This window comes from Jiulongibacter sediminis (assembly GCF_001306455.1).
In the GTDB taxonomy this organism is placed as follows: Bacteria; Bacteroidota; Bacteroidia; order Cytophagales; family Spirosomataceae; genus Jiulongibacter; species Jiulongibacter sediminis.
This window is the reverse complement of the sequence record NZ_LGTQ01000005.1, coordinates 662,460-688,348: the sequence shown is the minus strand read 5'-3', so window position 1 is coordinate 688,348 and position 25,889 is coordinate 662,460. Positions and strand designations below refer to the sequence as shown.

Genomic DNA, 25,889 nt, shown 5'->3' with positions numbered 1-25,889 from the left:
ATTTTTAACTAAAATCTAGGTTAATATCTCATGTATTTAACTTCGGAGAAGAAGCAAGAAATCTTTAAAGAGAAAGGCTTCCAGAAAAACCAAAGCGACACAGGTTCAGCAGAATCTCAAATCGCACTATTCACTTACAGAATCGCTCATTTGACTGAGCACCTTAAAACGCACAAGAAGGATTATTCTACGCGTCTGGGTCTGTTAAAATTAGTAGGTAAGCGTCGTAACTTATTGACGTACCTTCAAAAGAAGGACATCAACCGTTACAGAGCAATTATCGCTGAATTAGGAATTCGTAAGTAATCCTGAAATAGGGGAGTCTCGAAAGAGATTCCCCATTTTTTGGTTAAAAGCACAGCAACAATATCCCCGCGGAATACAGGATCAAATCATCGCATCGAAAGCGGCAAATGCGATACAATTAAATTAACCAGATGTTTAACATTCATTCTCAAACCATCCCAATGCCGGGTGGTAAAGACATCACATTAGAGACCGGTAAATTAGCTCGTCAGGCCGACGGTGCAGTGGTTTTAAGATGTGGTAACGCAATGCTACTCGCCACTGTGGTAGCAGCAAAAAACGCCAAAGACGGCGTTGATTTCCTTCCACTTTCTGTCGATTATCAGGAAAAATTCGCTTCAGCCGGTAAAATTCCGGGAAGTTTCCAAAGAAGAGAAGGAAGACTTTCAGATAACGAAATTCTCATCAGTAGATTAGTAGACAGAGCACTTCGTCCGATTTTCCCTGATGATTATCATGCAGACGTACAGGTGATGATCAGCATGGTTTCTTCAGACCCTGAAGTGGCCCCTGATGCTCTTGCAGCCTTAGCAGCATCTGCAGCTCTTGCGGTATCAGATATTCCTTTTAACGGCCCAGTTTCAGAGGTTAGAGTCGCTAAAATAAATGGCGAATATGTAGTTAATCCTGATAAATCAGCTCTTACGGGAGCTTCATTAGACCTTATCATAGCAGGTACTTCTGAGAACATCAACATGGTTGAGGGCGAAGCCAATGAGGTTTCTGAACTTGAAATGATCGAAGCTATCAAAATCGGTCACGAAGCCATCAAAAAGCAGGTTGCGGCTCAGGTTGAACTGGCTAAGGCTGTTGGGTCATTGGAAAAAAGAGAATACTCTCACGAAATTCATAATGAAGAGCTTAAAGAGAAAATATTCTCAGAGCTTTATGATCAGGTTTATGCTGTTGGAGCAAAGGGCTCTGCCAATAAAAATGAAAGAAAAGAAGGCTATGCAGCCATTCTCGATGCTTTCAAAGAGCCTTACGTCGCTGAAGAAGCCGATGACGACACCATGATGTTGATAGGTAAGTATTTCGGTGAGCTGAAATACAAAGCTTCAAGAGACCTTGTTCTTAATGAAAGGAAGAGACTTGATGGAAGACAATTGACTGAAATCAGACCAATTGAGTGTGAGGTAGATTTTCTACCGGGTGCACATGGTTCAGCTTTGTTCACTAGAGGTGAAACGCAATCGTTATCTACCTGTACTGTAGGTACAAAGCTTGACGAACAATTGATCGATCAGGCAATGTATTCAGGATATTCAAGATTCTATTTGCACTATAATTTCCCTGGTTTCTCAACTGGTGAAGTAAAGCCTAACAGAGGTGCCAGTAGACGTGAAATTGGTCATGGTAACCTTGCCCAGCGTTCATTGGCGAAAGTGATGCCACCAGATGAGTCAAATCCTTATACAGTTCGTATCGTTTCTGATATTTTAGAGTCAAACGGTTCTTCCTCAATGGCGACCGTATGTGCGGGTTGTTTGTCATTGATGGATGCCGGTATCCCTATTTCAGCACCAGTTTCTGGTATTGCTATGGGTCTTATTTCAGACTCAGAAACGGGTAAATGGGCGGTTTTGTCTGATATTCTTGGAGACGAAGATCACCTTGGAGACATGGACTTTAAAGTAACTGGTACTGAGAAAGGTATCGTTGCTTGTCAGATGGATATCAAGGTTGATGGCTTATCTTTTGAAATTTTAGAGCAAGCTCTGAATCAGGCAAAGGACGGTCGTTTACACATTCTTGGTAAAATGACGGCTGCTCTTGAAAAACCAAGAGAAGATATGAAGCCTCATGCTCCAAGAGCCTTCACCATGAAGATTGACAGAGAGTTTATCGGTGCGGTAATCGGACCAGGTGGTAAAATTATCCAGGAAATCCAGCGTGAATCAGGTGCCACTGTCAATATTGAAGAAGTAGGTAACGAAGGTATCGTTTCTATTTTTGCAACCAATGGCGATAGCATGGAAATGGCTAAAAACCGTATTAAAGGTATAGTTGCTGTTCCTGAAGTAGGAACAGTTTATGATGCTAAAGTGAAGTCAATTCAGCCATTTGGGGCTTTCTGTGAGTTCTTACCTGGTAAAGACGGTCTTCTTCATATTTCAGAGATCACCTGGGAGCGTTTGCCTTCTATGGATGGTGTTCTTGAGGTAGGAGAGGAAATTCAGGTAAAACTAACAGAGGTTGATAAGAAAACGGGTAAATTCAGACTTTCCAGAAAAGTTTTGTTACCTAGACCACCGAAGCTTAGTCAAAACGGTGAAGAGAAAAAAGAACAATAATTCAGTGTATTACGTTGTTTAATTGTCGTTCTTAAACCAACGAGTGAATTTTCTTTAATAAATAAGCAATATGAGACAACTAAAAATTAGTAAGCAGATCACCAATCGTGAGAGTCAGTCGTTAGACAAGTACCTTCAGGAGATTGGTAAAGTGGACCTTCTGACTCCGGATGAGGAAGTAACTCTTGCTCAGAAGATCAGAGAGGGAGATCAGCTGTCTCTTGAAAGGCTTACCAAAGCAAACCTACGTTTCGTAGTTTCAGTAGCTAAGCAGTACCAAAATCAAGGTCTTTCACTAGGTGATTTGATCAATGAAGGTAATTTAGGATTAATTAAAGCTGCTCAGAGATTTGACGAAACCCGTGGTTTCAAGTTTATTTCTTACGCTGTATGGTGGATTCGCCAGTCAATTCTTCAAGCATTGGCTGAGCAATCAAGAATTGTACGTTTGCCTCTGAACAGAGTGGGTTCTTTGAACAAAATCTCCAAGAAGTTTTCTGAATTGGAGCAGCAGTTTGAGAGAGAGCCTTCACCTGAAGAATTGGCAGAAGTACTTGAAATTACTTCAAACGAGGTAGTTGACACCATGAAAATCTCCGGCCGTCACGTGTCTGTGGATGCACCTTTCGTACAAGGTGAAGAAAACAGTCTTCTTGATGTATTGGAGAATGATCTGGAAGAAAAGCCGGATCAGGAGCTAATGAATGACTCTTTGAGAAGAGAAGTTTTAAGAGCTCTTTCAACTCTTACGCAGCGTGAAGCAGAGGTTATTATGTATTATTTCGGACTGAATGGTGAGCAGGCCATGACGCTTGAGGAAATTGGCGAAAAGTTCAATTTGACTCGTGAGCGTGTGCGTCAGATCAAAGAAAAAGCCATCAGAAGATTGAGACAAACCTCAAGAAGTAAAGCTTTGAAAGCCTATTTAGGATAAAATTTTATTGGCTAAATTTGAAGGCACCCAGTCGGGTGCCTTTTTTTATGATCTATGGATAAATTAACCCCGTTCAGGCAACTGGCCCGACTCTGTTTAGAAAAGGGTGTTGAAAATGTAATCATCAGTCCTGGAAGCCGAAATGCACTTCTGACGATAGCTTTTTCAGGTCAAAAAGGGCTTAGCTGCTTCAGTATATCAGATGAACGCTCTGCCGGCTATTTGGCCATAGGAATGGCCCTTCAAACGGGGAAAACTACTGTACTGATCTGCACTTCGGGAACAGCTGCTTTGAATTATGCCCCTGCAGTGGCTGAAGCCTATTTTCAGGAAGTTCCACTTTTAGTTCTCACAGCTGACAGGCCTCCGGAATGGATACATCAATATGACGGTCAGACAATATTTCAGGATAATGTTTATGGCAAGCATGTAAAAGAGGCTTTTTCATGGTCTTCTGATTTATCAGATACTAAACTCAGGGAGGCAGAAAGTGTTTCGAATAAAGCCCTCAATAGTACTCAAAGAAGCCCCAAAGGACCTGTTCACATCAATATCCCTATTAGTGAGCCCTTTTATCCATCCAGATTTGAGGAAACAGATGTGAATCCATGGAAAGTGATAGAGCCGAAGGCTTTCAAGCCGGAAATTGAGGGAGTCAGCTTTTTAAAAGCTCTGAGAAGGTACCCGAAAAGACTTTTGGTTGTAGGCCAGCAGCATGATGAAGAAGTAGGGAAACTGGCATCGGAATTTGCTGGAAAGTTTGGTTTCATTCTTGTTTCAGACTCGATTTCGAATATCAGTGGTGGAATAAAAAATCAGGATCATTTTCTTAAAAAGCTTTCTGATAAGGAAAAGCAAACACTTTGTCCCGATTTGCTGATTAGCACCGATATGTCGTTGATTTCGAAATCTTTGAAGTTAATGTTGAGAGGTTTTGATATTCAGGCTCATTGGCATGTTCAGTCGAATCCTGCATTCATTGACCCCTTCCGGTCACTCACAAAAAAGGTTGAAATAACTCCGTTGGAGTTTTTTCAACAGACTTTAAATTTTGATGGGCTGTCTAATGACGAGAATTATCAGGAAAGATGGAAGTCCTTGGAAAAGAAGTCCTCTGATTCAATAAGGCAATATTTTGAAAAACCTGAATTCTCCGAGTTCCATATTCTAAGAAAACTCTTTCATAAAATACCTGAAGACTGCATTCTACATGTAGGAAATAGCATGAGTATTCGATATGTCAATGCCTTGAATTCCGTATTGCCTTCGGGTTGCAAGGTGTATTGCAATCGCGGAACCAGTGGAATTGATGGGTGCCTGAGTACGGCGGTTGGTCAGGCTTTAAAAACAGACAAACCGGTCTATTGTATTTTGGGAGATGTGAGTTTTCAATATGACAAGAATGCCCTTTGGAATCGCTATTTGCCTGATAATTTAAAGATTATCATCCTTAATAATTCCGGTGGAATCATTTTCAATATGATTCAAGGACCTTCAGATCAGTCTTCTTTTGAGGATTATTTCAAAACAATGCAGCCCAATAGGGCGAGTTATTTAGCTCAGGAATATGGTTTAGATTACTTTAAAATCACTTCTCCTTCAGAAATTGAGGAAGGTTTAAGAAAATTTTTGACTTGTCATCAGAAATCAATTTTAGAGATTTTCACTGATTACGAGCTAAATACGCTTTCGTACAAAAAGTTTTTTGAGTCATAACAGCTCAAAAGAATTTCTTACTAGCTTTGTACCAAATGAAAACAGCGACATACATGATGGTCTGTGAAAAGTATTCTCAAAGGAATACCGGATCATTTGTGTGCTAATTTTCACTAAAGATATGGCATTCACTGATCCGGCTTAGAGCCGGATTTTTTGTTTTTTAGTTATGAAGAAACTCTTTAATGAACATTATGTCGACGCCTTTCGTGGCTTATCACACGAAGTTTGGATACTCGCCCTTGTGTCACTCATTAATAGGGCAGGAACAATGGTTATTCCTTTTCTTTCTAAATATTTGAAAGAAAACCTTCAATTCAGTTATGGAGAAGTAGGGTGGATCATGTTTTTCTTTGGAATTGGGTCTTTCGCTGGTGCCTGGCTTGGCGGTAGACTATCAGATAAAATTGGCTACTACAAAGTCATGGTAGGTAGCCTTTTGGCTTCAGGTTTTCTCTTCATAGCTTTACAATATCTAGACTCTTTTTGGGGACTTTGCATCGGTATTTTTATTCTGATGACAATCGCCGATGCCTTCAGGCCGGCCATGTTTGTTTCACTCGGTGCATATAGTAAACCGGAGAATCGAACCCGCTCTTTGACTTTGATTCGTCTTGCCCTTAATCTTGGTTTCGTAATTGGGCCAAGTCTGGCGGGTTTGCTGATTGTATCGCAAGGTTATAATATGCTGTTTTGGATTGATGGTATAAGCTGCATCATGGCCATTTTGATCTTTATCAAAACGGTTCCTGAAAGAAAGTCGGAAAAACAAAGCAGGGCAGAGGCATCTTTGCTAAATACGAAAGCACAGGTTTTCAAAGATGGTGTATACTGGCAGTTTTTGGCTGTGTGCTTTTTGGTGGGAATGGTTTTCTTCCAAATTTTCACCACATTGCCCATTTATCATAGTGAACAATTTGGATTAACTGAATTTCATACAGGCTTATTATTCTTTCTGAACGGAGCTTTAATTGTGGTATTTGAAATGCCCTTGATTCATTGGCTGGAGAAAAAAGCTTATGGGGAATTAAAATTGATCAGGTTCAGTACTTTTTTACTTTTCCTCAGTTTCGCCGCTTTGCTTTTTGATGGCTGGGCTGGGATGTTGGTCATTAGTATGGTACTTATAACCTTTTCAGAAATGCTGGGTTTTCCCTACACTAACGCTTTTGCCATGCAGAGATCAAAAAAGGGCAACGAAGGAAGATACATGGCTCTTTATACCATGGCTTTTGGTTTATCAAATACCGTCAGTCCCAAATTAGGTCTTGATGTCGTTGAAGTTTTCGGTTATCAAACAAACTTTATTCTTCTTTGTGGATTGTCGCTTTTAGCTGTTTTATTGACCAATTCTCTTATCAAAAAACTTTAAAAAGCTCAATTACCGCAGGTAGAAAACGCCTTTTGAGATCTACGATCGCCAAGAGCAGCTCCTCTTTTAAAGTACTGGCAGGCTTCAGTACTCTCCTGAGTGGCCAGACCGAGGTAATAATAAAGATATTCTACCTCAGGATTCGTTTCTTCGATACCTGAAAGAATGGCGGTGGCTTCTAATAAATTTTCGCTTTTCATTTCGATGACTGCTTTATTCCGTAACTGATAGGGGTCTTTTGGAGAAAGTTTTTCAGTACTTTGATGATACTGAATGGCTTTTTCCAACTCTCCGTTTTCAATAAGATTTAACACATGAGTATTTAGAAAGTTGAGTTGACCAGGGTTTTCATTTGTTGCTTTTTCGGAGTATTTAAGGGCCTCTTTCCATTCTCCTTTTTGAGCCAGGGCTGCACTTAGATTATTGAGAGCATAAGGAAAATCTTCATCTATTTTTAGAGCTTTATTGAACGAATTTATAGCTTCATCAAACTCTCTTTTCTGATAAAAAGCATATCCCAAATTGGTCAGTGTTTCAGCCTGAGGGCCGCGTAAAGAAACCGAACGCTGAAAATCAGAGATTGCAGCATCAGGATTGTTCTTTTGCAGGTAGTATTGGCCTCTGTAGTCGTAAAATTGAGAACTGTCGGCATAAGTTTTTTCGAGGCTTTTGAAAAGATCTTCACTTTTATTGGGTTTGCCCAAATGAACGAATGAAGCAGCCAGATTTAATTTGGCTTGCGAAAAGCTGTCATCAAGTTCAACTGCCTTTAAATAGTCTGCAGAGGCTTTTTCCAGTTGCCCCATTTTTTCAAAGCAGAGTCCGCGGTTATTAAAGGCATCCGCAAAATCAGGTACTTTTTCTAGGGCTTCACTAAAAAGCTCGGAGGCTCTTTCATATTCACGCTTTTTAAAATGATAGTTGCCTCTTTCAAAGAATTCGGCGGCTTCTGTCTTATTTTTGCTGCCACAGCCCGAAAAAATTAAAAGGGAAGAGAATAAAATCAGAAAGATAGAACGCATGAGATTTGTTAAAGAAATTCCGAATACTTACTGTAAAACATCACTTTATGTGTTTAACGGCAAATATATCATAAAGTTTGAAGCAGGGCTTTTAGAACAGGTCTTTAAAGTCTCAGAAATGGATGTTACCGGAGAGCAGGAAGTGGAAGAAATGCTCAATGATATGTTTTATGCCCGTGTCATTCAGCGTTTTAAAGATATGGCAGAGGACTTCGGTAAACTATTAGAGGATTGACCTTTCAGCCAATCCTCTGAATAAAATACGCCAAGAATTTTACTCTAGTAATTCACAAACTTACGATAAGCCTTCTCTAAAGCCGGTGTGAGTTTAGCTGCCTTTTTCATTTCATAGCGTACATTTTGGCTTTTACCGATTGGAACAGTGAAACTCATCAGATTCCCATGTCTCTCAATTTTTACCTCGAGTGATTCTCCGATTGATTTTCCGGTCAAAGCATTTGAAAAAGACTCATTTGTCTGACCATCGACGCTAATAATTTTGTCGCCCACATTCAGGCCGCTGTGATAAGCTGACCCATTACTGTTTAATCTGTAAACAAAGCCACCGCGTTCAGTTATACCCAAAAACGGCTCCTCACTGCCTTCGTTAAGGTTGGTAAGTTCAATACCAACTCCTTTATAAATCTGAGTATAATCCGGCGTTTCTGTGCCAAAAACGTAGTTGTCAAAGAAGTAGTCAAGGTCACCGCCATAAACCTCTTCTACTGCTGATTGAAACTCTTCATCCGTAAAACCTCTGCCAAGCTCTTTGTAATACTTTTGATAAAGTAATCTCATTACATCATCAAGCGACCTTTCCGCCTTGCTGTTGGCTATAATTTTTGCGTTTAAAAGAGCCGCTAAAACTCCGCCTTTTCCGTAATAAGAAATATGACTGTTTACAGAGTTCTCGTCTGGTCGGTAATACTTAATCCAAGCGTCCCAAGAGGCATCAGTAACGGCCTGCACTTTATTCCCGGGTGTATTTTCTGTGCTTGATATTGCTCCGGCAAGGTTCTTCAAAATATCTTCTTCTGAATAGATTCCGGCTCTGGCAAGAATCACTTCTTCATAGTAATTGGTGAAACCTTCAGCTACCCATAGAAGGTGAGTGTAATTCTCATTTTCATAATCAAACGGACCAAGGGCCACAGGTCTAACTCTTTTTACATTCCATAGATGGAAGTATTCATGAGCCAGGAGACCAAAAAGGCCTTTGTATCCGGCCTCAGAGTCATAAGCGGATGGTCTGGTCTGACAAGTTGTAGAGAAAAGGTGCTCAAGACCACCACCGATACCCGGCTGATGCTGAACTATAAAAAGATATTCATCTAATGGTGTTTCGCCGAAAACAGAAGTTGCAGACTCAACCATTTTCTTATAATCACCCAGAAGTTTTTCTGCATCATAGTGAAGCTCTTCGGTACTAAACATGGCAATTTTATGAGGTACCCCGGCCGCATCGAAACTTAAGATTTCATGATTTCCTATTTCAATCGGGCTGTCAACAAGAGTGTCAAAATCTTTGACGAGGTAAATGTTTTCAGCAATCTCGGGTAAAGCTGTCGAAATGGTTTCCCAATTTTCATGAGGATAAATGGTAAGCTTTGAGGGCTTTGACATGGTTTGCGGAACATACGTGAAAACAGAGGCCCCATTGGCATAACCATGCTGAGCATCAATAAACGAAGTTCTTACTGTGAGCTCATTTGCATAAACCAGATAATTAATGACTACATCATCAGCTCCGTTCAATTCAACCTCCCAAGTGTTTTTATTGATTTTACGGCTTTCTAAAGTTTCTCCAGCCTCATTTTTAGCCTCAAAGTCCTGAACATTTCTGGCAAACTCTCTGATGAGATAAGAACCGGGCGTCCAAACTGCCATCTTAACTAAAAGATGATCTTTGTCGAGAATCTCAGGTGTTGTGAGAATGTTATTGACCTTCATAGAGACTTCAAAATAGTGGGTCTCTGGATGAGGCATTTTCAGCTCATAGGCTGTGGAGTAAGTTTCCTGACTACTAACTTTTGAGACCTTACAGGCACCCAAAAAGAAGACGAGAAGAAATAGTAAAGATTTGATTTTTGTCATTTGTATTTGATGAAATTTTAAGGTTTGAAGCCAAAACTACAATTTTAAGAATAAGGAGTCGTTTTGATACTATTATTCAAAGAAAACTTAAAACCACTTACGCTGCATATTGATCTATATCTTTCCTAATTTTGGTTTTTCTATATTAACAGTAAAAGCATATTGATGAAAAAAATCATTTTGATTCTTTTTCCTGGTTTACTGGCAGCTTTATCAACTTTTTCTCAAAATACCTTAAGTTACACCGAGGTAGAATCTCACTATAATAATGGGGTAGAGCTTTACGAGAAAAAAGCATATTCTGCCGCCAGGAAAGAGTTTAGAACTTACGTGGAGCAGTCTTCAAGCTCGCTCAATCCTAATAAATTTAATATTGCAAATGCCGAGTATTATTCTGCCGTTTGTGCTTTGAATACCGGCTCAATGGATGCCGACATTGAGGTTCACCGTTTTGTACTTAATCATAGTGAGCATCCGAAGGCAAAAATCATTTACAGCGATTTAGGGGATAATTTTTTTGAGAAAGGGAACTATGAAAAGGCCATTGAGTACCTGACCAAAGCCATTGAGCATCGTCAGGATGACCTTTCAGTCTATGAGCTTCGTTATAAACTCGGAGTGGCGTATTATCAGACCAAAGATTATGTAAATGCTCTGAAGGAGTTTAATTACGTTAAGAAAACGGTAGCTGAAAATGCCATAAATGCTGCTTATTATGCTGCCGTTATCAACTTTCAGAATGATAACTTTGACGCTGCACTAACTGACCTTCAGCGGGTTGAAAATGTAAATCCATACAAGCTTGAAGTACCAAACTGGATTGCTCAGATACTTTTCAAACAAGAAAAGTATGATGAACTGTTGGCTTATGCGGAGCCAATTATCTCTAATCCACAGGGTCGCAAAATTGACGATATTTGTTTAGTTACGGCAGAGGTATTGTTTTTCAGAAACGATTTTAGAAAGGCCGCTGATTACTATGATCGATTTCGGGAGTTAAGAAGAGGCAATATTGATCCTCAGGTGACTTTCAGACATGGCTTTAGTTTATATAAAACAGAGCAGTACCGAAAAGTAGTAGAAGTACTGAAAAAAATCGCGGACCGAGAAGACGCTTTGGGTCAGCAGGCGGCCTATTATTTAGGGATATCGGCGTTGAATACGGGAGATTTGAATTCTGCCATGGCGGCATTTGATTTTGCTCGTAAGAATAATTTCGATATCGAAATACAGGAAGAGGCGGCCTATAATTATATCAAAGTGCAGCTGGAGCAAGGCAATAATGAGGCGGCCATCAACTCTCTGAAAGATTATGTAAGCAATTATCCTTCAGGTAAATACATAGATGAGTCCAATGAACTTTTGAGTGATATTCTGTTTGAAACCAATGATTATAAACAAGCTATCACGTACATAGAGGGGCTGAGCAGAACGACATCAAAAATAGATGAAGCTTATCAAAAATTATGTTATGCTCAGGCGGTTATTGATTATAACGCCGAACAATTTGATGAGGCCATCAAGTACTTTGACAAAGCTTTGACGAAACCTTCAGATCGTGACCTAATTCAGAAATCGCTGTTCTGGAAGGCTGAAGCTGCTTTTGCGACTGACAAACCTAACGTAGAAAGTCTTTACCGGGAAGTAATGCAAAAGGGGAACCCTGTTCAGCGGAATAAAAGCCTTTACAGTTTAGGATACCTACATTATAATAAGCGTGACTTCAGTGGGGCTTTGACTTATTTTAAAGATTTTCTGGACGCCAGTCGGGATGTCGAATCTCAGCAGAGTAGGGAAGATGCCCTTCTCAGACTAGCCGATTGTCATTTAATTCAAAAGAGTTTTTCCAGAGCTTTGGGTTACTACGAGCAGGCTTTGCGAGAAAACAGAACCGACAAAGATTACGCTTTATTTCAGAAAGGTGTAACCCTAGATCTTATGGGACGCACGAGTCAGGCTAATCAAACATTTGAGGAGTTTGCCAGAGTGTATGAAAACTCACGACTTATAGATGATGCCTTGTTTCAAAAAGGTAGCTTACAGATGAATGATAGAAACTATCAGGGAGCTATTGCCTCTTTCACAGAGATGTTAAGAAAGAAGCCCCGGTCCAAGCTAGTGCCGGACGCCTTATTGAAAAGAGCCTTAGCCTATGGTAATACTGAGAACTATGATGCAGCAGTTGATGATTACAAAACAATTATAAATCGTTTTGGCCAGCACAAAACTGCCAATGAGGCCCTAATCGGATTAAGAGACATCTTGAATCTTACCGGTAGAAGCGAAGATTTTGCAGACGTTGCCGATGAATATCAAAAGAATAATCCGGGAAGTGGTTCAGCAATTGCATTACAATATGAGGCTGCCAGAAACCTGTTTTATAATCAAAGGTATGACGCTGCCATTTCTTCATTAAAACGTTTCGTTGACAATAACCCATCAAATAGTAATGTGATTGAGGCTAAATTTTTGATCGCAGAATCATATTATTTCACAGAAAAGGCGAAAGAAGCGTTGCCGTTCTACAAAGATGTAATCAGAGATGGTCAATCTCAGTATGTAACCAAAGCGGCTTTCAGGGCGGCGGATACGCAGTTCAATGACAAGAACTATCGGGACGCTGTAACCGACTATCAAAACGTTCTGAGTTCAAGTCAGTCAAAGAGAGATCAGGTTTCGGCATGGGAAGGCCTTTTTGAGTCCTACTATCATTTGGGCGATTACGAGAATTCGATCAAATATTGTCGTCAGGCTATCACTGAAGGTGGTGGAATGGTGATTGGGATTGAAAATAAAGCGGAGCTTTTCATTGGTAAATGCCATCTGAAACGTCGCGATTTCACTCAAGCCCGCCAGCAGTTTGAGAAAGTTATTGCGATGGACAAGGATGTAAACGGAGCAGAGGCTAAATATCGCATTGGTGAAATTCTTTACGAAAGTGGTAAGTATGAAGAATCAATCAAAACCATGCAGGAGCTGGCTCAGGATTTCGGTGATTACATTGAGTGGTATGAAAAGGCCTTTCTGCTGATTGCCGATAATTATATCGGTCAGAAAGACCATTTTATGGCTAAAGCTACATTGAACTCAATTATTGAGAATTCGGGCAATCCGGAGACTGTGGATACTGCAAAAGCTAAACTAAAGACCATTCCTAAAGACTAAGAATGATGCAAAATAAATTAACACAAACTGTGCTTTTCTGTGGGCTTAGCGTTGGTTCCTTTGCTCAAGGAATTGGTAATGAAGAAATTACAATTACAAAAGAAAGAGAAGTAGAGCTTCAGAAACAAAATCGAGTTTTTGAAAAAATACCGGTAGAAGAGAAGCAAACAACCAAAAGAGAAATGGTTTACACTTTCTTCGAACGTAAACCGGTTGGTATTGAGGAAGTTGAGTTTAAGCCAAATGTAGTTTCCCCTGTTGAAGATCAACGAAGAAATAGTTCGCAAAGCTCTGGCTACCCCAATTATGTAAAACTTGGCGGTGGAAATTTCGGACGTTTCTATGCTGAAACTTTCCTGAACTCAAATCAGGACCAAAATCTTGTTTTCGGATTATACGGTTTGCATAATGCTGCCAAAAGAGGGCCCATTCAGGGAGTAAACTCCGGTATCAATCTAGATCAAATCAAATTGGATGGGAAATACCATTCCGGCTATTTCAAACTGCAGGCTCAGGCCGGTTATGAGCGAAGAAACTATCATTTCTTTGGTTATGACACACTTGCATATGATTTGCCTCAGGAGGAGATTCGTCAGAGGCTCAATATCCTGAATTTTGGGGTTGCTTTTGAAAACACCAAGCCAAAGCCAATTGTAGACTATTCGCTTAAAACTAAGCTCAGAACGTTAAATGACTATTATGAAGCTGAAGAGATTGATTGGGGAACTCAATTCAATTCAACCTTTCCAATTATAGAAGACAGAGTTGCCGCGATGTTGGCTGCTGAAGCCTATATCACTCAGCGTACAGATAGCTACTTTGAAAATCCGGTTAGAAAGAGAAACCTTTTCAGGGTAGAACCAGCCTTTAATATCAATTTTAATGCATTCAATGCGAAAATAGGTTTTAAGGCGGTTAACGAGTACGATCAAATTGAGGACATAAATACCACAAAAGGTTTTCCAACGGCGACATTGACCTATAAAACTCCAGGTTTATATTACTTCTTCGCCGGGTACGACGGTGACATTGTGAGAAATACCTTAGGTTCTATGCTTGATGAAAACCCATGGTTAAAACCTCAGGTGGAGTTATTGAACACCACCAAAGACCAGGAGATATTTATTGGAAGCAGAGGGGAACCGATAAACGGATTGAAATATAACTTCAAAGCGTCTTATGGAAAGTTCAGTGGTCTTTACTTCTTCAACACATATGACGGTGATCCTAAAACGCGTCAGTTTGAAATCTTTTATGAGAATAATCAAACAGACTTTGTGAATGTTTCCACAGAGGTTTCGTATCAACCTGCTGAATTTTGGAGAACCAACCTAACGGCTGATTACTGGTATTATGAAACCATAGATTTTCCCCAGCCGTATCACCGTCCGTCGTTTGAAGGGCGTATTGGCAATACATTTGTGGTGTCTGACAAAATTGTTAGCAATGTTGATTTTTACTATATTGGCGGTACATTTGCCACGGATCCGTTTCGATTTGAAGATGTGAAAATCCCTGCGATAACTGACCTTAATGCCGAATTTACTTACCTTTTTAGTGAGCAATTTTCGGCTTTTGTGAAATTGAATAATATTATAGGAAAGAATTATCAGCGGTATTTATACTATCCTCAGCAAGGGTTGAACTTCCTGGTAGGGATTAATGTCTCTTTATAAATTTAGCCGCTTTCCCATATGATTAACTTTGAGAAGTACATTAAAGAAGCACTCTACGACTTCGATTTCTTTATTGTACCGGGCTTGGGAGCCTTTATTGCCTCTTTTGCCCAAGCTTCAATGGATGATTCCGGACAGGTTATAGAACCGGTAAAATCGTTTACTTTCAATGGTTTGCTGGCTAAAGATGAAGAAAAGAAGTTCATCAATTATGTGCTGAAAAAGGAGCATAAACCCTTTTCTGAAGTTGAGCTGCAGCTCAAAGAATTCACTTTTGAATTGAAGTCATCTCTCAATAAAAATGATAAAGTTGTTCTGGCCAATGATTGTATTATGCTTTATGATGAGGACAAAGAAATCCTCAAAGGAGAGTTTAATTCTGATACCAATTATTACACAAAGCCTGATTTTGATCAGACAATAGAAGTAAATCTGGCTACTGATGTTCCAGGTGAATCAGAGGTGTTAGATAGTATTGAAGAAAATCAATCAGAAGAAGCAGTAGAAGAGGAAGACGACAATATAATAGCTCCTGTCATCCTTGATGAGACGCAAGAAGTCAAAAATGATCAGCAGACCGAGGTCGGCAATGATCAGCTCTCTGAAATAGAAGAATCCTATGATGAAGAGTATGAAGAAGCTGGTATCAATTGGGGCAGGTATCTTATCTACATTTTGCCACTGCTTCTGATTTTTGGAGGCCTGTACTATGTAATGCTCGAAAAACCCTTCAAGAAAGAAGAAGAAGTAGTTTCTGAACAATTCGATGAAGGTGCTGTCGTTGAATCAGATTCTCTTTCTTCTGCTGAGACGTCCACTCAAGATTCAATTGTAACGGCGGTTGAGAATAATACTTCAGAACCTGTGAAGTATCGTGAAGGAAGGGTCTCTGAACAAAGAAAATATCCTTTTGAGGTGGCCGCAGGCTTATTCAAAAGTAAAACAAATGCTGATCGACTTCTGGAGAAAATGAAGAATGCGGGTTTTGATGCTGAAATAAGACTGGTTAATGATATGAGAAGGGTGTATGTCGGCGTTAATTCAGTAGAAGAGGCAGAAGCCATGTCAAATAGAATAGAAGAATTTACCGGATTGACGTCCGTTTATTTTGACGAAAATGGAGTTAGCAATAAATAATAAAGACATTAGAAATAAGGCTCTAATCATAAGTACGGGGCTTTATGCCTTGTTTTTGGCCTCTTTGATTTTTTTCAAAATCATATATGAAGTACCGGAAGAGGAAATTGCCATGGGCGTTGATCTCAATTATGGTATAGATCTCACTGGTTATGGTGACTTACAAACCACCAATAAGGCGAATACTTCTCCAAATAATTATGACGTAAAACCAGCTGATAACTCAACGAGTAATAAAGCTGTAAGTACACCACAACCGGCTGTTCCTCAACCGAGCACTCCGACAAGAAGTACAAAAACAAGCACTCAAAAGACACCACCGGTTATAACTTCAGAGGCAGAACCTACACCGGTAACCATGAAGAAGACTCCTACAACTTCAACTTCGACCAAAACTTCATCGACAGCACCTGTGAGTACAACTCCTCCCAAACCAGCCAGAAGCGTAGATCAGGGTTCTGTTATGAAAAAATCGGGTAGCGGCAGCAATTCAAACGGTACAACGGGAACCAGAGACGGAATTGGTGGAAACAACAATGGGGACGGGGCTCCTGGTGCAGTTGGAGATCAGGGAGATCCCCGGGGTACTCCTGATGGAAAAAGTTTATATGGAAATCCGGGCTCAGGGGGTTCCGGGAGTTCTATTTCTGGTCTAAGCGGCTGGAGTAAAAGAGCACTAAGTATTCCAAAAGATGCTTCATCTGAAACTGGAAGGATTGTTTTTTCAGTAACTGTTGATGATCGTGGTGATGTAATTGGAATTCAAGTAAGGAGCACTACGGTTAGCCCGAGTGTTACCAATTATTACAAATCTTACATTCAACGCAGTCTTGGATCTTTCCTTACACCTCAGGGTACGCCGCCTTCAAGATCTACTGGAACGATTACCATAAATATTACAAATTAAGTCTATTTTTGCGGCCTATTAGAGCCTTAAATGGATTATCAACAAACTGTCAATTATCTCTACGATCGATTACCTGCTTTTCAAAAGTCAGGATCTGCGGCTTTAAAGAAAGATTTGCGTAATATCATTGCTTTTTGCGATCACCTCGGAAATCCTCAAAATAATTTCAAGACCATTCATGTGGCCGGCACTAATGGTAAAGGAAGCTCCTCGCATATGATCGCCTCTGTTCTACAGGAAGCGGGATATAAAACAGGCCTGTACACCAGTCCTCATTTAAAAGATTTCAGAGAAAGATTTAAGGTAAATGGCCTGATGTGCCCTGAAGAATATGTCATTCAATTCATAGAAAGGCATAAAGAATTCATTGAAGAGCTCAAACCATCTTTCTTTGAGGTGACTGTAGCTTTGGCATTTCAGCTCTTCTCCGATGAAAAAGTCGACGCTGCGGTGATTGAAGTCGGGTTGGGTGGGCGTTTGGACTCCACCAACATTATCATACCGGTTCTTTCACTAATCACCAATATTGGATATGATCATACAGACATCTTGGGTGATACTCTCGAACAAATTGCCTTCGAAAAAGGTGGAATTATTAAACCCGGAGTTCCGGTGGTGATATCCGAGTTTCAAGAAGAAACGGCTAAGGTTTTTAAAAAGTTGGCTGATGAGAAAGATTCTGGAATCTACTTTAGCCAGGACCTTATCAAAGTGGAAGAAACTAATGAAGGAACACCTAATTATTTAGTTAGTGTTTTAGCTTCAGGAAATAAGTGGACACAAAAGTGTGGTCTTGAGGGAAATTATCAGTCAAAAAATTTTTCCGGTGTTTTGGCCAGCTTAGAAATTTTGAAAAAAGAAGGTCATTTTCAGATTTCTGATTGGAATATTCAAAATGGAATAGAAAAGGTCATCCTTAATACGGGTTTAAAAGGTCGTTGGCAAAAATTGAATGACCATCCATTAGTCATTTGTGATACTGGGCATAATACTGAGGCGTTCGAGTATACCCGAAAAAAGCTTCTGACTTATAAAAAGGGCGATTTACATATCATTTTAGGTTTTTCAAAGGACAAAGACTGGGGTAAGGTACTACGAATTTTACCTCAGAAAGCTCATTATTATTTTTCCGGTTTTGATTCGCCGAGATCTGCCGATCCTGAGAGTATTATTAAATATGCTAAAATAAATAGCATATTTAATAATATTGGTGGTGGGTACCAAGATGTCAATTCGGCCCTTGAAAAAGTACTTTCAATAGCGGGGGCTGAGGACCTTATTTTTATTGGTGGAAGCACCTATTTAGTAGCAGAAATAAACATTTTATAAGTATTGAGACGTAAACAGCACCGATTTCAACATAATAGAGAAGCCCATAATGTTATAGAAAGGGGGAAACCCTTATACACAACTATCAAAGGGCAATGGCATGAATACTTTAAAAACAACAATTCCTTAGTACTAGAGTTGGCTTGTGGTAAAGGTGAGTATACTGTTGGATTAGCTGAAAATAGACCTGATGTTAATATTATTGGCATTGATATCAAAGGTGATCGAATAGCAAGAGGTAGCAAACGATGTATTGAAAAGGGTTTGGAGAATGCCGCTTTCCTTAGAACGGGCATCCAATTTTTAGAAGAATTCTTTGAAGAGTCTTCTATTGAGGAGATTTGGCTGATTCACCCCGATCCTCAACCGCGAGACAAAGAAGAAAAGCGGAGATTAACCAACGATCATTTCCTGGCCGAGTACAAGAAGTACCTAAAACCTGGAGGGAAATTCATTTTAAAGACTGATAGCCCTTTTCTCTATGAGTATACCTTAGAGAAACTCTCGGATGACGCTGATTTTAAGATTATGGGTAATACTAATGACCTGTATAATTCACCTCTTCTGGAAGACCATTATGGTATTAAAACACATTATGAGGGCCTGTGGATGGAGAAAGGTTACACAATCAACTACATTAAGTGCCAGTTGAAAAACTAGAATATCTGGGATTTAAATACTTGGACACAAAAAAGCTCCGACTAATCACAGCCGGAGCTTTTTGCTTATAGACTAATAGTTTGATTATGCGATCAAACCTGCGAAATGCTGAACTGTTCTAACCAATTGAGAAACGTAAGACATTTCATTATCATACCAGCTCACAGTTTTCACGATTTGAGAATCACCAACTGTTTGAACTTTAGTTTGAGTAGCATCAAATAATGAACCGTACGTGATACCAATAATATCAGAGCTTACAATCTCATCTTCAGTGTAACCATAGCTCTCGCTTGCTGCTGCTTTCATAGCTGCATTGATTTCTTCAGCTGTTACTTTCTTATCAAGAACAGTGAAAAGCTCAGTTAGAGACCCCGTCAAGGTAGGTACACGCTGTGCAGCACCGTCAAGAATACCATTGAGTTCAGGAAGAACTTTGCCAATTGCCTTAGCAGCACCAGTAGTGTTTGGTACGATGTTCTGAGCCGCAGCTCTCGCTCTTCTCAAATCTTTATGAGGGGCATCCTGAGTATTCTGATCATTGGTGTACGCATGAATGGTTGTCATCAAACCAGACTTGATACCAAATGAGTCGTTCAAGACTTTAGCCATTGGGGCAAGACAGTTCGTAGTACAAGAAGCACCAGAAATAATTGTTTCAGAACCGTCAAGAGTTTCATGGTTTACACCGTAAACAATCATTTTCACATCACCTGTAGCCGGTGCAGAAATAACCACCTTTTTAGCACCTGCAGTAAGGTGAGCAGAAGCCTTTTCATCACTTGCGAAGAAACCAGTGCACTCCAATACTACATCAACATCATGATCAGCCCATGGAATTTGAGAAGGATCACGCTGTGAGTATATGTTTATTTCGTCACCGTTTACGATAATACTGTTATCTGTAGCCTTAACCTCCTGGTCAAATCTACCCTGAGCAGTATCATATTTAAGAAGGTGAGCTAATGTAGCCGGACTTGTCAAGTCGTTAATTGCCACAATATCAATACCTTTCATATCATAGATTTGGCGGTAAACCAATCTTCCGATTCTCCCAAAACCGTTGATAGCAACTTTAATGTCTGTCATTGAGTAAAATATTTGTTTGGTAAAAGAAAGGACAAAAATAACACTTTTCAGATAACCCGAAACTATTACTCTAAATGCTCTATTTATTGCTTTAATAGTACAATTTCCACGGGCTTTTAATACAATGAAATAGCTTCAATAAGAATATGCTAACATTAATAGCTAGCTCTTATCGAGTTTAGGTGGGCTGGTTTAACAATTTTAATTCCTCCTCATCAGGGCGGGAGAGGGGCAATTTAGAAATATGTCTTAGTTTTGCGTGCTGAATCATGAGGGCAGGAGCCAAGCCAAATAATATTTGGATCCAAAATGCTCAATTCTGAAACTTTGCAATTTAGAGTTTCATGCTGTCGTCAATCATTTGCAATTCAGTAAGTTATATTATTCTTTATAAAGTATTAATTTATTATTTTTTTCACCAAATAGTTCTATGGAAATCGATCAGAACATCATTCTTCAGGCCTGGGAAGACAGGACACTTTTAAAAGATGCAGCAGTGGTTAAAGCCATTGAGACAGTGGTTGAGCAGGTTGATAAAGGTCAATTGCGTGTCGCTGAGCCTCTTGCAGATGGGAATTGGCAAGTCAATGAGTGGGTAAAAAAGGCTATCATTCTTTATTTCCCATTAAGAAAAATGGAAACTGAAGAAGTAGGCATCTTTGAGTATCATGACAAAATGATGTTGAAGAAAAACTATTCAGAGGCTGGAGTTAGAGTTGTTCCTCCAGCGACGGCACGCTACGGGGCTTATATCGCTCCAGGAGCTATCCTGATGCCTAGTTACGTAAATATAGGAGCATATGTAGATTCAGGGACAATGGTTGACACCTGGGCGACTGTCGGAAGCTGTGCCCAAATAGGCAAGGATGTGCACCTGAGTGGTGGTGTAGGAATAGGTGGCGTACTAGAGCCGGCTCAAGCTTCGCCTGTTATTATTGAAGATGGTGCATTTATCGGTTCTCGTTGTATCGTAGTTGAGGGTGTGCATGTAGGCAAAAGGGCGGTTCTAGGTGCTGGTGTTACTTTGACAAAAAGTTCTCAGATTATTGACGTTACTGGTAATGAGCCTGTTGTTTATAAAGGCGAGGTTCCTGCGAATAGTGTTGTTATTCCCGGTACCAGAACAAAGCAATTCCCGGCGGGAGAATATCAGATTCCATGTGCGTTGATTATTGGCAAGAGAAAAGAGAGTACAGATCTTAAAACTTCATTAAATGATGCATTAAGAGAGAATGATGTAGCTGTTTAAGCTGAGTAGCTCCTTAATAATTAAAAAGCCCGGGCGATAAAACGTCCGGGCTTTTCTTTTGCGAAGTGCCTCAAAGGGCTCTTTGTTATTAAATTAGGAAAGCGTAAATATTATACTTTTTAAAGAATGCACGTAAGTCTAGAATCCAGTATTTGATCGGCTTACATGACAAAGGTGTGTAAATTATAAGTGTAATGCAAGTAAGAAATGTAAAAAGTATATTAAAGAGATCGAAATCTAACTTTTAAAAGTTATGATATATGTTTGTTTATTACGTTTTGATGCTTACAATCTGTTTATAAATGTAAATTTACATAAGTAAACATTATGTAAGGAATTATTTGCATTTGTTAACTTTGGGATTTACATTTGTGATGTACCTTTGTTAAGAGAGGTAGCTCATTTGGAAACACTTTTGTATTTAACTAAGAAATGGAACTCGAGGAATTGAACTTAAAAATCGCTGATCTGATCGCGACAATTGGTTTTTCAAGCTCAAAGTTTGCCGATTATATAGGTGTAAGTAGACCCGTCATAAGCCATATTACGGCCGGGAGAAATAAACCCAGTCTCGACATTATTCAAAGAATAGTTAAAAAGTTTCCTGAATTGGGAATCAATTGGACTTTTGACGGAGAAAGAATTCCTGAGGAAGTGCTAAAAAAAATAGCTAAGCGTTTAGATGACGAAGAAAGGAAAGACGAACTGGCCAGGTTAAGAGAATCGCGTATTCAGAATGATCCGAATACACACCCAGAATTATTCGATTCTCAGGCGGTGGCTCAAAGTATTAACCTCGGGGGTACTTCGAAACGTATTACTAAAATTGTCGTATTTTACGAGGATAATTCTTTTTCAGAATTTAGCCCATCTTAAACTATTATATTTATGAGCTCTAAAAGATTGGCATATCTTTATTTGCCTTCAATAGCCCTTATTCTTTGCCTTATTGCTTTAGCTATTGACCTCTATTATAATCAACCTATCAAAACTACTGTTATCTTTCTTATTCCATTGATGCTATTACTTATTGGCATTGGCATAAAAAATAAGGTATGGAAAGATTAGTTTGGTTGTTGTATAATATATATTATGTTAAGTAGGAGAAATATATACTAAAAAGGCTACCCTGTTTTCAGGATAGCCTCATTTTTCAGTAATAATATTAGAAAACTCTTCTTATTTACACTGAGAAAGAACATTGTTTAGGTTTTCGAGGTTTTCTTTAGCCTCTTGTGCATCAGGCTTAGCTGCCAGAGCTTTTTCAAAATATGGTTTAGCATCCTGGAATTTTGAACAAGCTTCAGCTTCAATTGCCGCACCTTCTTTCTGGTAAGTGTCCATGTCCATGGCATCTACCTTTTGCTTGATTTTTACAGCAGCATTAAAGTGAACAACGGCAATACTGAAATTCGTATCATAGTTATCAGGATCAATTTTCAAGATATCTTCGTAGATAGCAAGTGCCTTGTCCGTATTTCCCTGATTATCATATAAAAGACCAAGATTTAACATGACGTTAGTGTTGGTAGGATCTTTCTCCACAAGTGCTTCCAAATCCGCAACCGCCTTATCAAGCATATCGTTTTGAATGTACAGATTTACCAATTCGCCTCTAAGCTCTTTATTGTCTGTTCTGTCAATACCTTTCTTTAACCAAGATATTGCTTCTTCAACGTTACCCTCTTCTTTAGCCATGTTACTAAGGCTATAAAAAGCAGACTCGTCATCACCGTTGGCTATATCAACATAGTGTATAAAAGCTTTCTTTGCCATTTCTGTATCACCAAGTTGATTTGAAGCAATCCCAGCATACAATGAAGTCAAGGTATCTGAAGGGTCAACGGCATATCCAATATGAAAATACTCCGTAGCTTTCTCGATGTTTCCTGCATTATAGTGAGCAACTCCCTGATTAACAACCGCTGAATACATCAATTGGCCATGCATTAGTGCCTCAATATCATCGGCAGATTTACCATCAGTATCAAGTTCTTTCGCTTTGTGAATGGCATCCCAAGCTTTTAAAGCAGAAGTAGAATCCTTACCACAGGCAGTCGTATAGTTCGCATAAGCATCTGCCAAACGTACCCAAGTAGAAGCTTTGATACCTCTTTTTGGATGTTCACTACTTTTTAAAATTGGGTTAAGCGTATTTTGCCATGTTTCACACTGGGCATCTTTCGCCAAATCCATTACCCCCTGTGCAGAGGCAAAGTACGATGCCGAAATTAGTGCTAATCCGATTACTAGTTTTTTCATTAGGTTTATTTTTGTTAGTTCTTTACTTTATTTACAGCCTTTTGACGCTTTGGTCAATGATTTGATTAACCCAAAAACTGCATTTAACAAGGCTTTAACAATTACTCTTCAGTCCCTGTTTCAGAAGGTTCCGCTCCTTCCCCACTCTCAGAATTGCTTTCAATATCTGAGTCTTCACTTTCTTCCTCTTCTTCTTTTACGATCCTGGTGACAGAAGCTATTCCGTCATTATTATTTAGTTTTATTAGTCTCACCCCTTGTGTGGCCCTACCCATTACTCTTAGGTCAGAAACACTCATTCTGATCAGAATACCTTTAATGGTTATGATCATAAGGTCATCTTCATCTGTAACTTCCTTAATGGCCACAAGTTTACCGGTTTTATCCGTGATATTCAGAGCTTTCACACCTTTAGCACCTCTTGAGGTGATTCTATATTCTTCAATATCAGAACGTTTACCATAACCATTTTCAGAGACCACCATTAGTTGGGCATCTTCACGATTGACACACACCATACCGATAGCATGATCAGATTCAGAAAGTTTGATACCTCTGACACCAGTTGCACCTCTACCCATTGCTCTGATTCCAGACTCGTGGAATCTTACAGCTTTTCCTTCTGATGCGGCTATAATAATATGATTATCACCATTTGTCAGTGCAACATCTAGTAGCTGATCGCCCTCGTTGATATTGATGGCAATAATACCGTTGACTCTAGGCCGTGAATAAGCTTCAAGCAAGGTTTTCTTAACCACACCATTTTTGGTACACATAATGATGAAGTTATTGTTGATATAATCTTCATCAGTCAAGGTCTTCACATTTAAAACGGCTCTGATAGAATCGTCAGACTCAATGTTTATCAGATTCTGAATAGCTCTTCCCTTGGAAGTTTTATTGCCTTCAGGAACTTCAAATACTCTCAACCAGAACAATTTTCCTTTCTCAGTGAAGAATAACAGGTAATTATGGTTGGTCGCAGAGAATAAATGCTCTGTGTAGTCGGTATCTTTTGTTTTTACTCCTCTGGAGCCCACACCACCTCTGTTTTGAGTTCGGTACTCAACAAGTGCAGTTCTTTTGATATAACCTTCATTAGAAACGGTTACGAGCATTTCATCATCAGGGATCATATCCTCAATATTGAAATCACCACCAGCCATTTCAATGACCGATCTCCGCTCGTCACCGTATTTCTCTTTGACGTCATTAAGATCTTCAATAATGAGCTCTTTCTTAACATCTTCAGAACCGAGGATTTCATTCAATCTTTCAATCAATTTCTTGATTTCCTCAAATTCTGCGATGATCTTATCTCTTTCAAGACCTGTAAGACGCTGCAAACGCATGTCGAGGATGGCCTTAGCCTGAATCTCAGAGAGATTAAACTTAGACATTAGTCCGTCCCTGGCTTCGTCAGGGTCTTTTGAAGCTCTGATTAAAGCAATAACCTCATCAAGGTTATCGAGAGCAATAAGCAAACCTTCAAGAATGTGGGCTCTTTTTTCTGCCTCTTTCAGCTCATACTCAGTTCTACGGGTAATCACCTCTATTCGGTGAGTTACGTAGTGCTTAATCATGTCTTTCAGATTAAGCGTATGCGGTCTTCCTTTAACCAGAGCCACATTGTTGATACTGAAAGAAGATTGAAGTTGAGTATACTTGTAAAGGTTATTTAAAACTACGTTTGGTACAGCATCTCTTTTGAGATCATACACAATCCGCATACCTGTTCTATCAGACTCGTCTCTTATATCCGAAATTCCTTCAATTTTCTTTTCATTGATCAATGCCGCCGTTTTTTCAATCATTGCGGCCTTATTAACCATGTATGGAATTTCAGTAACTACAATTCGCTCTTTACCCGTCTTGCTCGTTTCAAAATTAGCCGTAGATCGAATTACAATACGTCCTCTCCCGGTTTCAAAAGCAGATTTCACACCAGAGTAACCATAAATGATTCCACCCGTAGGGAAATCCGGAGCTTTAATAAACTCCATTAGGCCCTCAACACTGATATCTTCATCAGCAATATATGCTTTTATACCGTCAACTACCTCTGTGAGGTTATGAGGGGCCATGTTAGTAGCCATACCTACAGCGATACCACTGGTTCCATTTAAAAGCAGATTTGGTATTCTGGCAGGTAATACGGAAGGCTCTGAAAGTGAATCATCAAAGTTTGGCTGATAATCAACGGTCTCCTTATTAATATCAGCCAGCATTTCCTCAGCTATTCGCTTAAGACGAGCCTCAGTATAACGCATGGCAGCCGGTGAGTCTCCATCTACCGATCCAAAGTTACCCTGACCGTCAACCAGCGGGTATCTTAAAGACCACTCCTGAGCCATACGAACCATTGTATCATAAACCGACGAGTCACCATGTGGGTGATACTTACCAAGAACCTCCCCTACGATACGAGCTGATTTCTTGTAAGGTCTGTTATGATAAACACCGAGTTCTGACATCCCGTAAAGTACACGTCTGTGCACTGGTTTAAAACCGTCTCGAACGTCAGGAAGAGCACGTGAAATAATAACCGACATTGAGTAGTCAATGTAGGCTCCACGCATTTCGTCTTCAATGTTAATGGGGATAATGTTACCTCTGGGGCTTGATTCTGGTGTCGGGTTCTCGTTTTCCTCTGCCATAGATTAAATTGCGAAGA

Annotated in this window: 20 protein-coding genes; 15 read left to right on the top strand and 5 right to left on the bottom strand. The window is 39.6% G+C overall.

The annotated features are described in order from the left end of the window. The first annotated feature begins 30 nt into the window (after window positions 1-30). The 5 genes from rpsO (at window position 31) to AFM12_RS03055 (ending at window position 6,622) form a co-directional block, all read left to right on the top strand. Window positions 31-306: a 30S ribosomal protein S15 gene (gene rpsO, locus AFM12_RS03075; RefSeq protein ID WP_055143800.1), complete on the top strand. Its 276-nt coding sequence runs from the start codon at window positions 31-33 to the stop codon at window positions 304-306. Window positions 307-437: 131 nt separating this feature from the next. Next, window positions 438-2,600: a polyribonucleotide nucleotidyltransferase gene (pnp, locus tag AFM12_RS03070; RefSeq protein WP_055143799.1), complete on the top strand. Its 2,163-nt coding sequence runs from the start codon at window positions 438-440 to the stop codon at window positions 2,598-2,600. Window positions 2,601-2,670: 70 nt separating this feature from the next. After that, window positions 2,671-3,534 (top strand): sigma-70 family RNA polymerase sigma factor, encoded by an 864-nt coding sequence (locus tag AFM12_RS03065; protein ID WP_055143798.1) that lies wholly within the window; start codon window positions 2,671-2,673, stop codon window positions 3,532-3,534. A gap of 54 nt (window positions 3,535-3,588) precedes the next feature. Continuing rightward, window positions 3,589-5,250, top strand: coding sequence for a 2-succinyl-5-enolpyruvyl-6-hydroxy-3-cyclohexene-1-carboxylic-acid synthase (gene menD, locus AFM12_RS03060; protein WP_055143797.1), 1,662 nt, complete (start codon window positions 3,589-3,591; stop codon window positions 5,248-5,250). A gap of 169 nt (window positions 5,251-5,419) precedes the next feature. Next, window positions 5,420-6,622: an MDR family MFS transporter gene (locus AFM12_RS03055; protein ID WP_055143796.1), complete on the top strand. Its 1,203-nt coding sequence runs from the start codon at window positions 5,420-5,422 to the stop codon at window positions 6,620-6,622. 5 nt (window positions 6,623-6,627) lie between these two features. Here AFM12_RS03055 and AFM12_RS03050 read toward each other — a convergent pair whose 3' ends face one another. Next, on the bottom strand, window positions 6,628-7,644 hold the full coding sequence (locus AFM12_RS03050) for a tetratricopeptide repeat protein (RefSeq protein ID WP_055143795.1): 1,017 nt from the start codon (window positions 7,642-7,644) through the stop codon (window positions 6,628-6,630). Here AFM12_RS03050 and AFM12_RS03045 point away from each other — a divergent pair. Beyond that, window positions 7,643-7,879: a hypothetical protein gene (locus AFM12_RS03045; RefSeq protein ID WP_055143794.1), complete on the top strand. Its 237-nt coding sequence runs from the start codon at window positions 7,643-7,645 to the stop codon at window positions 7,877-7,879. The two genes, AFM12_RS03050 and AFM12_RS03045, sit on opposite strands and share 2 nt — an antisense overlap. A gap of 44 nt (window positions 7,880-7,923) precedes the next feature. On the opposite strand, the gene AFM12_RS03040 is transcribed toward AFM12_RS03045, so the two are convergent. Then, entirely contained in the window at window positions 7,924-9,738 is a 1,815-nt protein-coding gene (locus AFM12_RS03040; protein ID WP_055143793.1) for a M61 family metallopeptidase, read from the bottom strand. A gap of 165 nt (window positions 9,739-9,903) precedes the next feature. Between AFM12_RS03040 and AFM12_RS03035 the strand changes: the two genes are divergently transcribed. From AFM12_RS03035 to trmB, 6 genes are read left to right on the top strand one after another with little or no spacing between them, the layout of a single operon-like run. Beyond that, complete coding sequence (locus tag AFM12_RS03035) at window positions 9,904-12,903, top strand: tetratricopeptide repeat protein (RefSeq protein WP_055143792.1); 3,000 nt, start codon at window positions 9,904-9,906, stop codon at window positions 12,901-12,903. A gap of 2 nt (window positions 12,904-12,905) precedes the next feature. Continuing rightward, window positions 12,906-14,579, top strand: coding sequence for a TonB-dependent receptor (locus tag AFM12_RS03030; protein ID WP_055143791.1), 1,674 nt, complete (start codon window positions 12,906-12,908; stop codon window positions 14,577-14,579). Window positions 14,580-14,597: 18 nt separating this feature from the next. Further along, window positions 14,598-15,716, top strand: a complete 1,119-nt coding sequence (locus AFM12_RS03025; protein WP_055143790.1) for an HU domain-containing protein — start codon at window positions 14,598-14,600, stop codon at window positions 15,714-15,716. Continuing rightward, window positions 15,697-16,623: a hypothetical protein gene (locus AFM12_RS03020; RefSeq protein ID WP_055143789.1), complete on the top strand. Its 927-nt coding sequence runs from the start codon at window positions 15,697-15,699 to the stop codon at window positions 16,621-16,623. The genes AFM12_RS03025 and AFM12_RS03020 overlap by 20 nt, the downstream gene beginning before the upstream one ends. Window positions 16,624-16,653: 30 nt before the next feature. Further along, entirely contained in the window at window positions 16,654-17,952 is a 1,299-nt protein-coding gene (locus AFM12_RS03015; protein ID WP_055143788.1) for a bifunctional folylpolyglutamate synthase/dihydrofolate synthase, read from the top strand. Between the two features lie 3 nt (window positions 17,953-17,955). Further along, the gene (gene trmB / locus AFM12_RS03010; RefSeq protein WP_055143787.1) at window positions 17,956-18,612 is read left to right on the top strand and encodes a tRNA (guanosine(46)-N7)-methyltransferase TrmB; all 657 of its coding nucleotides are present in this window, start codon (window positions 17,956-17,958) and stop codon (window positions 18,610-18,612) included. 84 nt (window positions 18,613-18,696) lie between these two features. Here trmB and gap read toward each other — a convergent pair whose 3' ends face one another. Further along, on the bottom strand, window positions 18,697-19,701 hold the full coding sequence (gene gap, locus AFM12_RS03005) for a type I glyceraldehyde-3-phosphate dehydrogenase (RefSeq protein WP_055143786.1): 1,005 nt from the start codon (window positions 19,699-19,701) through the stop codon (window positions 18,697-18,699). A 430-nt stretch (window positions 19,702-20,131) separates the two neighbouring features. On the opposite strand from gap, the gene AFM12_RS03000 reads away from it, so the two are divergent. The 3 genes from AFM12_RS03000 (at window position 20,132) to AFM12_RS02990 (ending at window position 22,018) form a co-directional block, all read left to right on the top strand. Then, window positions 20,132-20,950 (top strand): 2,3,4,5-tetrahydropyridine-2,6-dicarboxylate N-succinyltransferase, encoded by an 819-nt coding sequence (locus AFM12_RS03000; RefSeq protein ID WP_055143785.1) that lies wholly within the window; start codon window positions 20,132-20,134, stop codon window positions 20,948-20,950. Window positions 20,951-21,382: 432 nt separating this feature from the next. Further along, window positions 21,383-21,826, top strand: coding sequence for a helix-turn-helix transcriptional regulator (locus tag AFM12_RS02995; RefSeq protein ID WP_055143784.1), 444 nt, complete (start codon window positions 21,383-21,385; stop codon window positions 21,824-21,826). Between the two features lie 12 nt (window positions 21,827-21,838). Continuing rightward, window positions 21,839-22,018, top strand: coding sequence for a hypothetical protein (locus AFM12_RS02990; RefSeq protein ID WP_055143783.1), 180 nt, complete (start codon window positions 21,839-21,841; stop codon window positions 22,016-22,018). Between the two features lie 111 nt (window positions 22,019-22,129). Here the strand turns inward: AFM12_RS02990 and AFM12_RS02985 are convergent, their stop codons facing one another. Together AFM12_RS02985 and gyrA are read right to left on the bottom strand one after the other, a co-directional pair. Next, window positions 22,130-23,212, bottom strand: coding sequence for a tetratricopeptide repeat protein (locus tag AFM12_RS02985; protein ID WP_082391165.1), 1,083 nt, complete (start codon window positions 23,210-23,212; stop codon window positions 22,130-22,132). 101 nt (window positions 23,213-23,313) lie between these two features. Then, window positions 23,314-25,872 (bottom strand): DNA gyrase subunit A, encoded by a 2,559-nt coding sequence (gene gyrA / locus AFM12_RS02980; RefSeq protein ID WP_055143781.1) that lies wholly within the window; start codon window positions 25,870-25,872, stop codon window positions 23,314-23,316. Between the last annotated feature and the right edge of the window lie 17 nt (window positions 25,873-25,889).

What these genes read in the sequence shown, in the direction of transcription:
- gyrA (WP_055143781.1), bottom strand. Translation starts at nt 25,872, where the DNA reads ATGGCAGAGGAAAACGAGAACCCGACACCAGAATCAAGCCCCAGAGGT.
- AFM12_RS03030 (WP_055143791.1), top strand. Translation starts at nt 12,906, where the DNA reads ATGATGCAAAATAAATTAACACAAACTGTGCTTTTCTGTGGGCTTAGC.
- AFM12_RS03035 (WP_055143792.1), top strand. Translation starts at nt 9,904, where the DNA reads ATGAAAAAAATCATTTTGATTCTTTTTCCTGGTTTACTGGCAGCTTTA.
- AFM12_RS03045 (WP_055143794.1), top strand. Translation starts at nt 7,643, where the DNA reads ATGAGATTTGTTAAAGAAATTCCGAATACTTACTGTAAAACATCACTT.
- AFM12_RS03000 (WP_055143785.1), top strand. Translation starts at nt 20,132, where the DNA reads ATGGAAATCGATCAGAACATCATTCTTCAGGCCTGGGAAGACAGGACA.
- AFM12_RS03040 (WP_055143793.1), bottom strand. Translation starts at nt 9,738, where the DNA reads ATGACAAAAATCAAATCTTTACTATTTCTTCTCGTCTTCTTTTTGGGT.
- AFM12_RS03055 (WP_055143796.1), top strand. Translation starts at nt 5,420, where the DNA reads ATGAAGAAACTCTTTAATGAACATTATGTCGACGCCTTTCGTGGCTTA.
- AFM12_RS03050 (WP_055143795.1), bottom strand. Translation starts at nt 7,644, where the DNA reads ATGCGTTCTATCTTTCTGATTTTATTCTCTTCCCTTTTAATTTTTTCG.
- AFM12_RS03020 (WP_055143789.1), top strand. Translation starts at nt 15,697, where the DNA reads ATGGAGTTAGCAATAAATAATAAAGACATTAGAAATAAGGCTCTAATC.
- pnp (WP_055143799.1), top strand. Translation starts at nt 438, where the DNA reads ATGTTTAACATTCATTCTCAAACCATCCCAATGCCGGGTGGTAAAGAC.
- AFM12_RS03025 (WP_055143790.1), top strand. Translation starts at nt 14,598, where the DNA reads ATGATTAACTTTGAGAAGTACATTAAAGAAGCACTCTACGACTTCGAT.
- AFM12_RS03015 (WP_055143788.1), top strand. Translation starts at nt 16,654, where the DNA reads ATGGATTATCAACAAACTGTCAATTATCTCTACGATCGATTACCTGCT.
- AFM12_RS02985 (WP_082391165.1), bottom strand. Translation starts at nt 23,212, where the DNA reads ATGAAAAAACTAGTAATCGGATTAGCACTAATTTCGGCATCGTACTTT.
- AFM12_RS03065 (WP_055143798.1), top strand. Translation starts at nt 2,671, where the DNA reads ATGAGACAACTAAAAATTAGTAAGCAGATCACCAATCGTGAGAGTCAG.
- AFM12_RS02990 (WP_055143783.1), top strand. Translation starts at nt 21,839, where the DNA reads ATGAGCTCTAAAAGATTGGCATATCTTTATTTGCCTTCAATAGCCCTT.
- menD (WP_055143797.1), top strand. Translation starts at nt 3,589, where the DNA reads ATGGATAAATTAACCCCGTTCAGGCAACTGGCCCGACTCTGTTTAGAA.
- AFM12_RS02995 (WP_055143784.1), top strand. Translation starts at nt 21,383, where the DNA reads ATGGAACTCGAGGAATTGAACTTAAAAATCGCTGATCTGATCGCGACA.
- rpsO (WP_055143800.1), top strand. Translation starts at nt 31, where the DNA reads ATGTATTTAACTTCGGAGAAGAAGCAAGAAATCTTTAAAGAGAAAGGC.
- gap (WP_055143786.1), bottom strand. Translation starts at nt 19,701, where the DNA reads ATGACAGACATTAAAGTTGCTATCAACGGTTTTGGGAGAATCGGAAGA.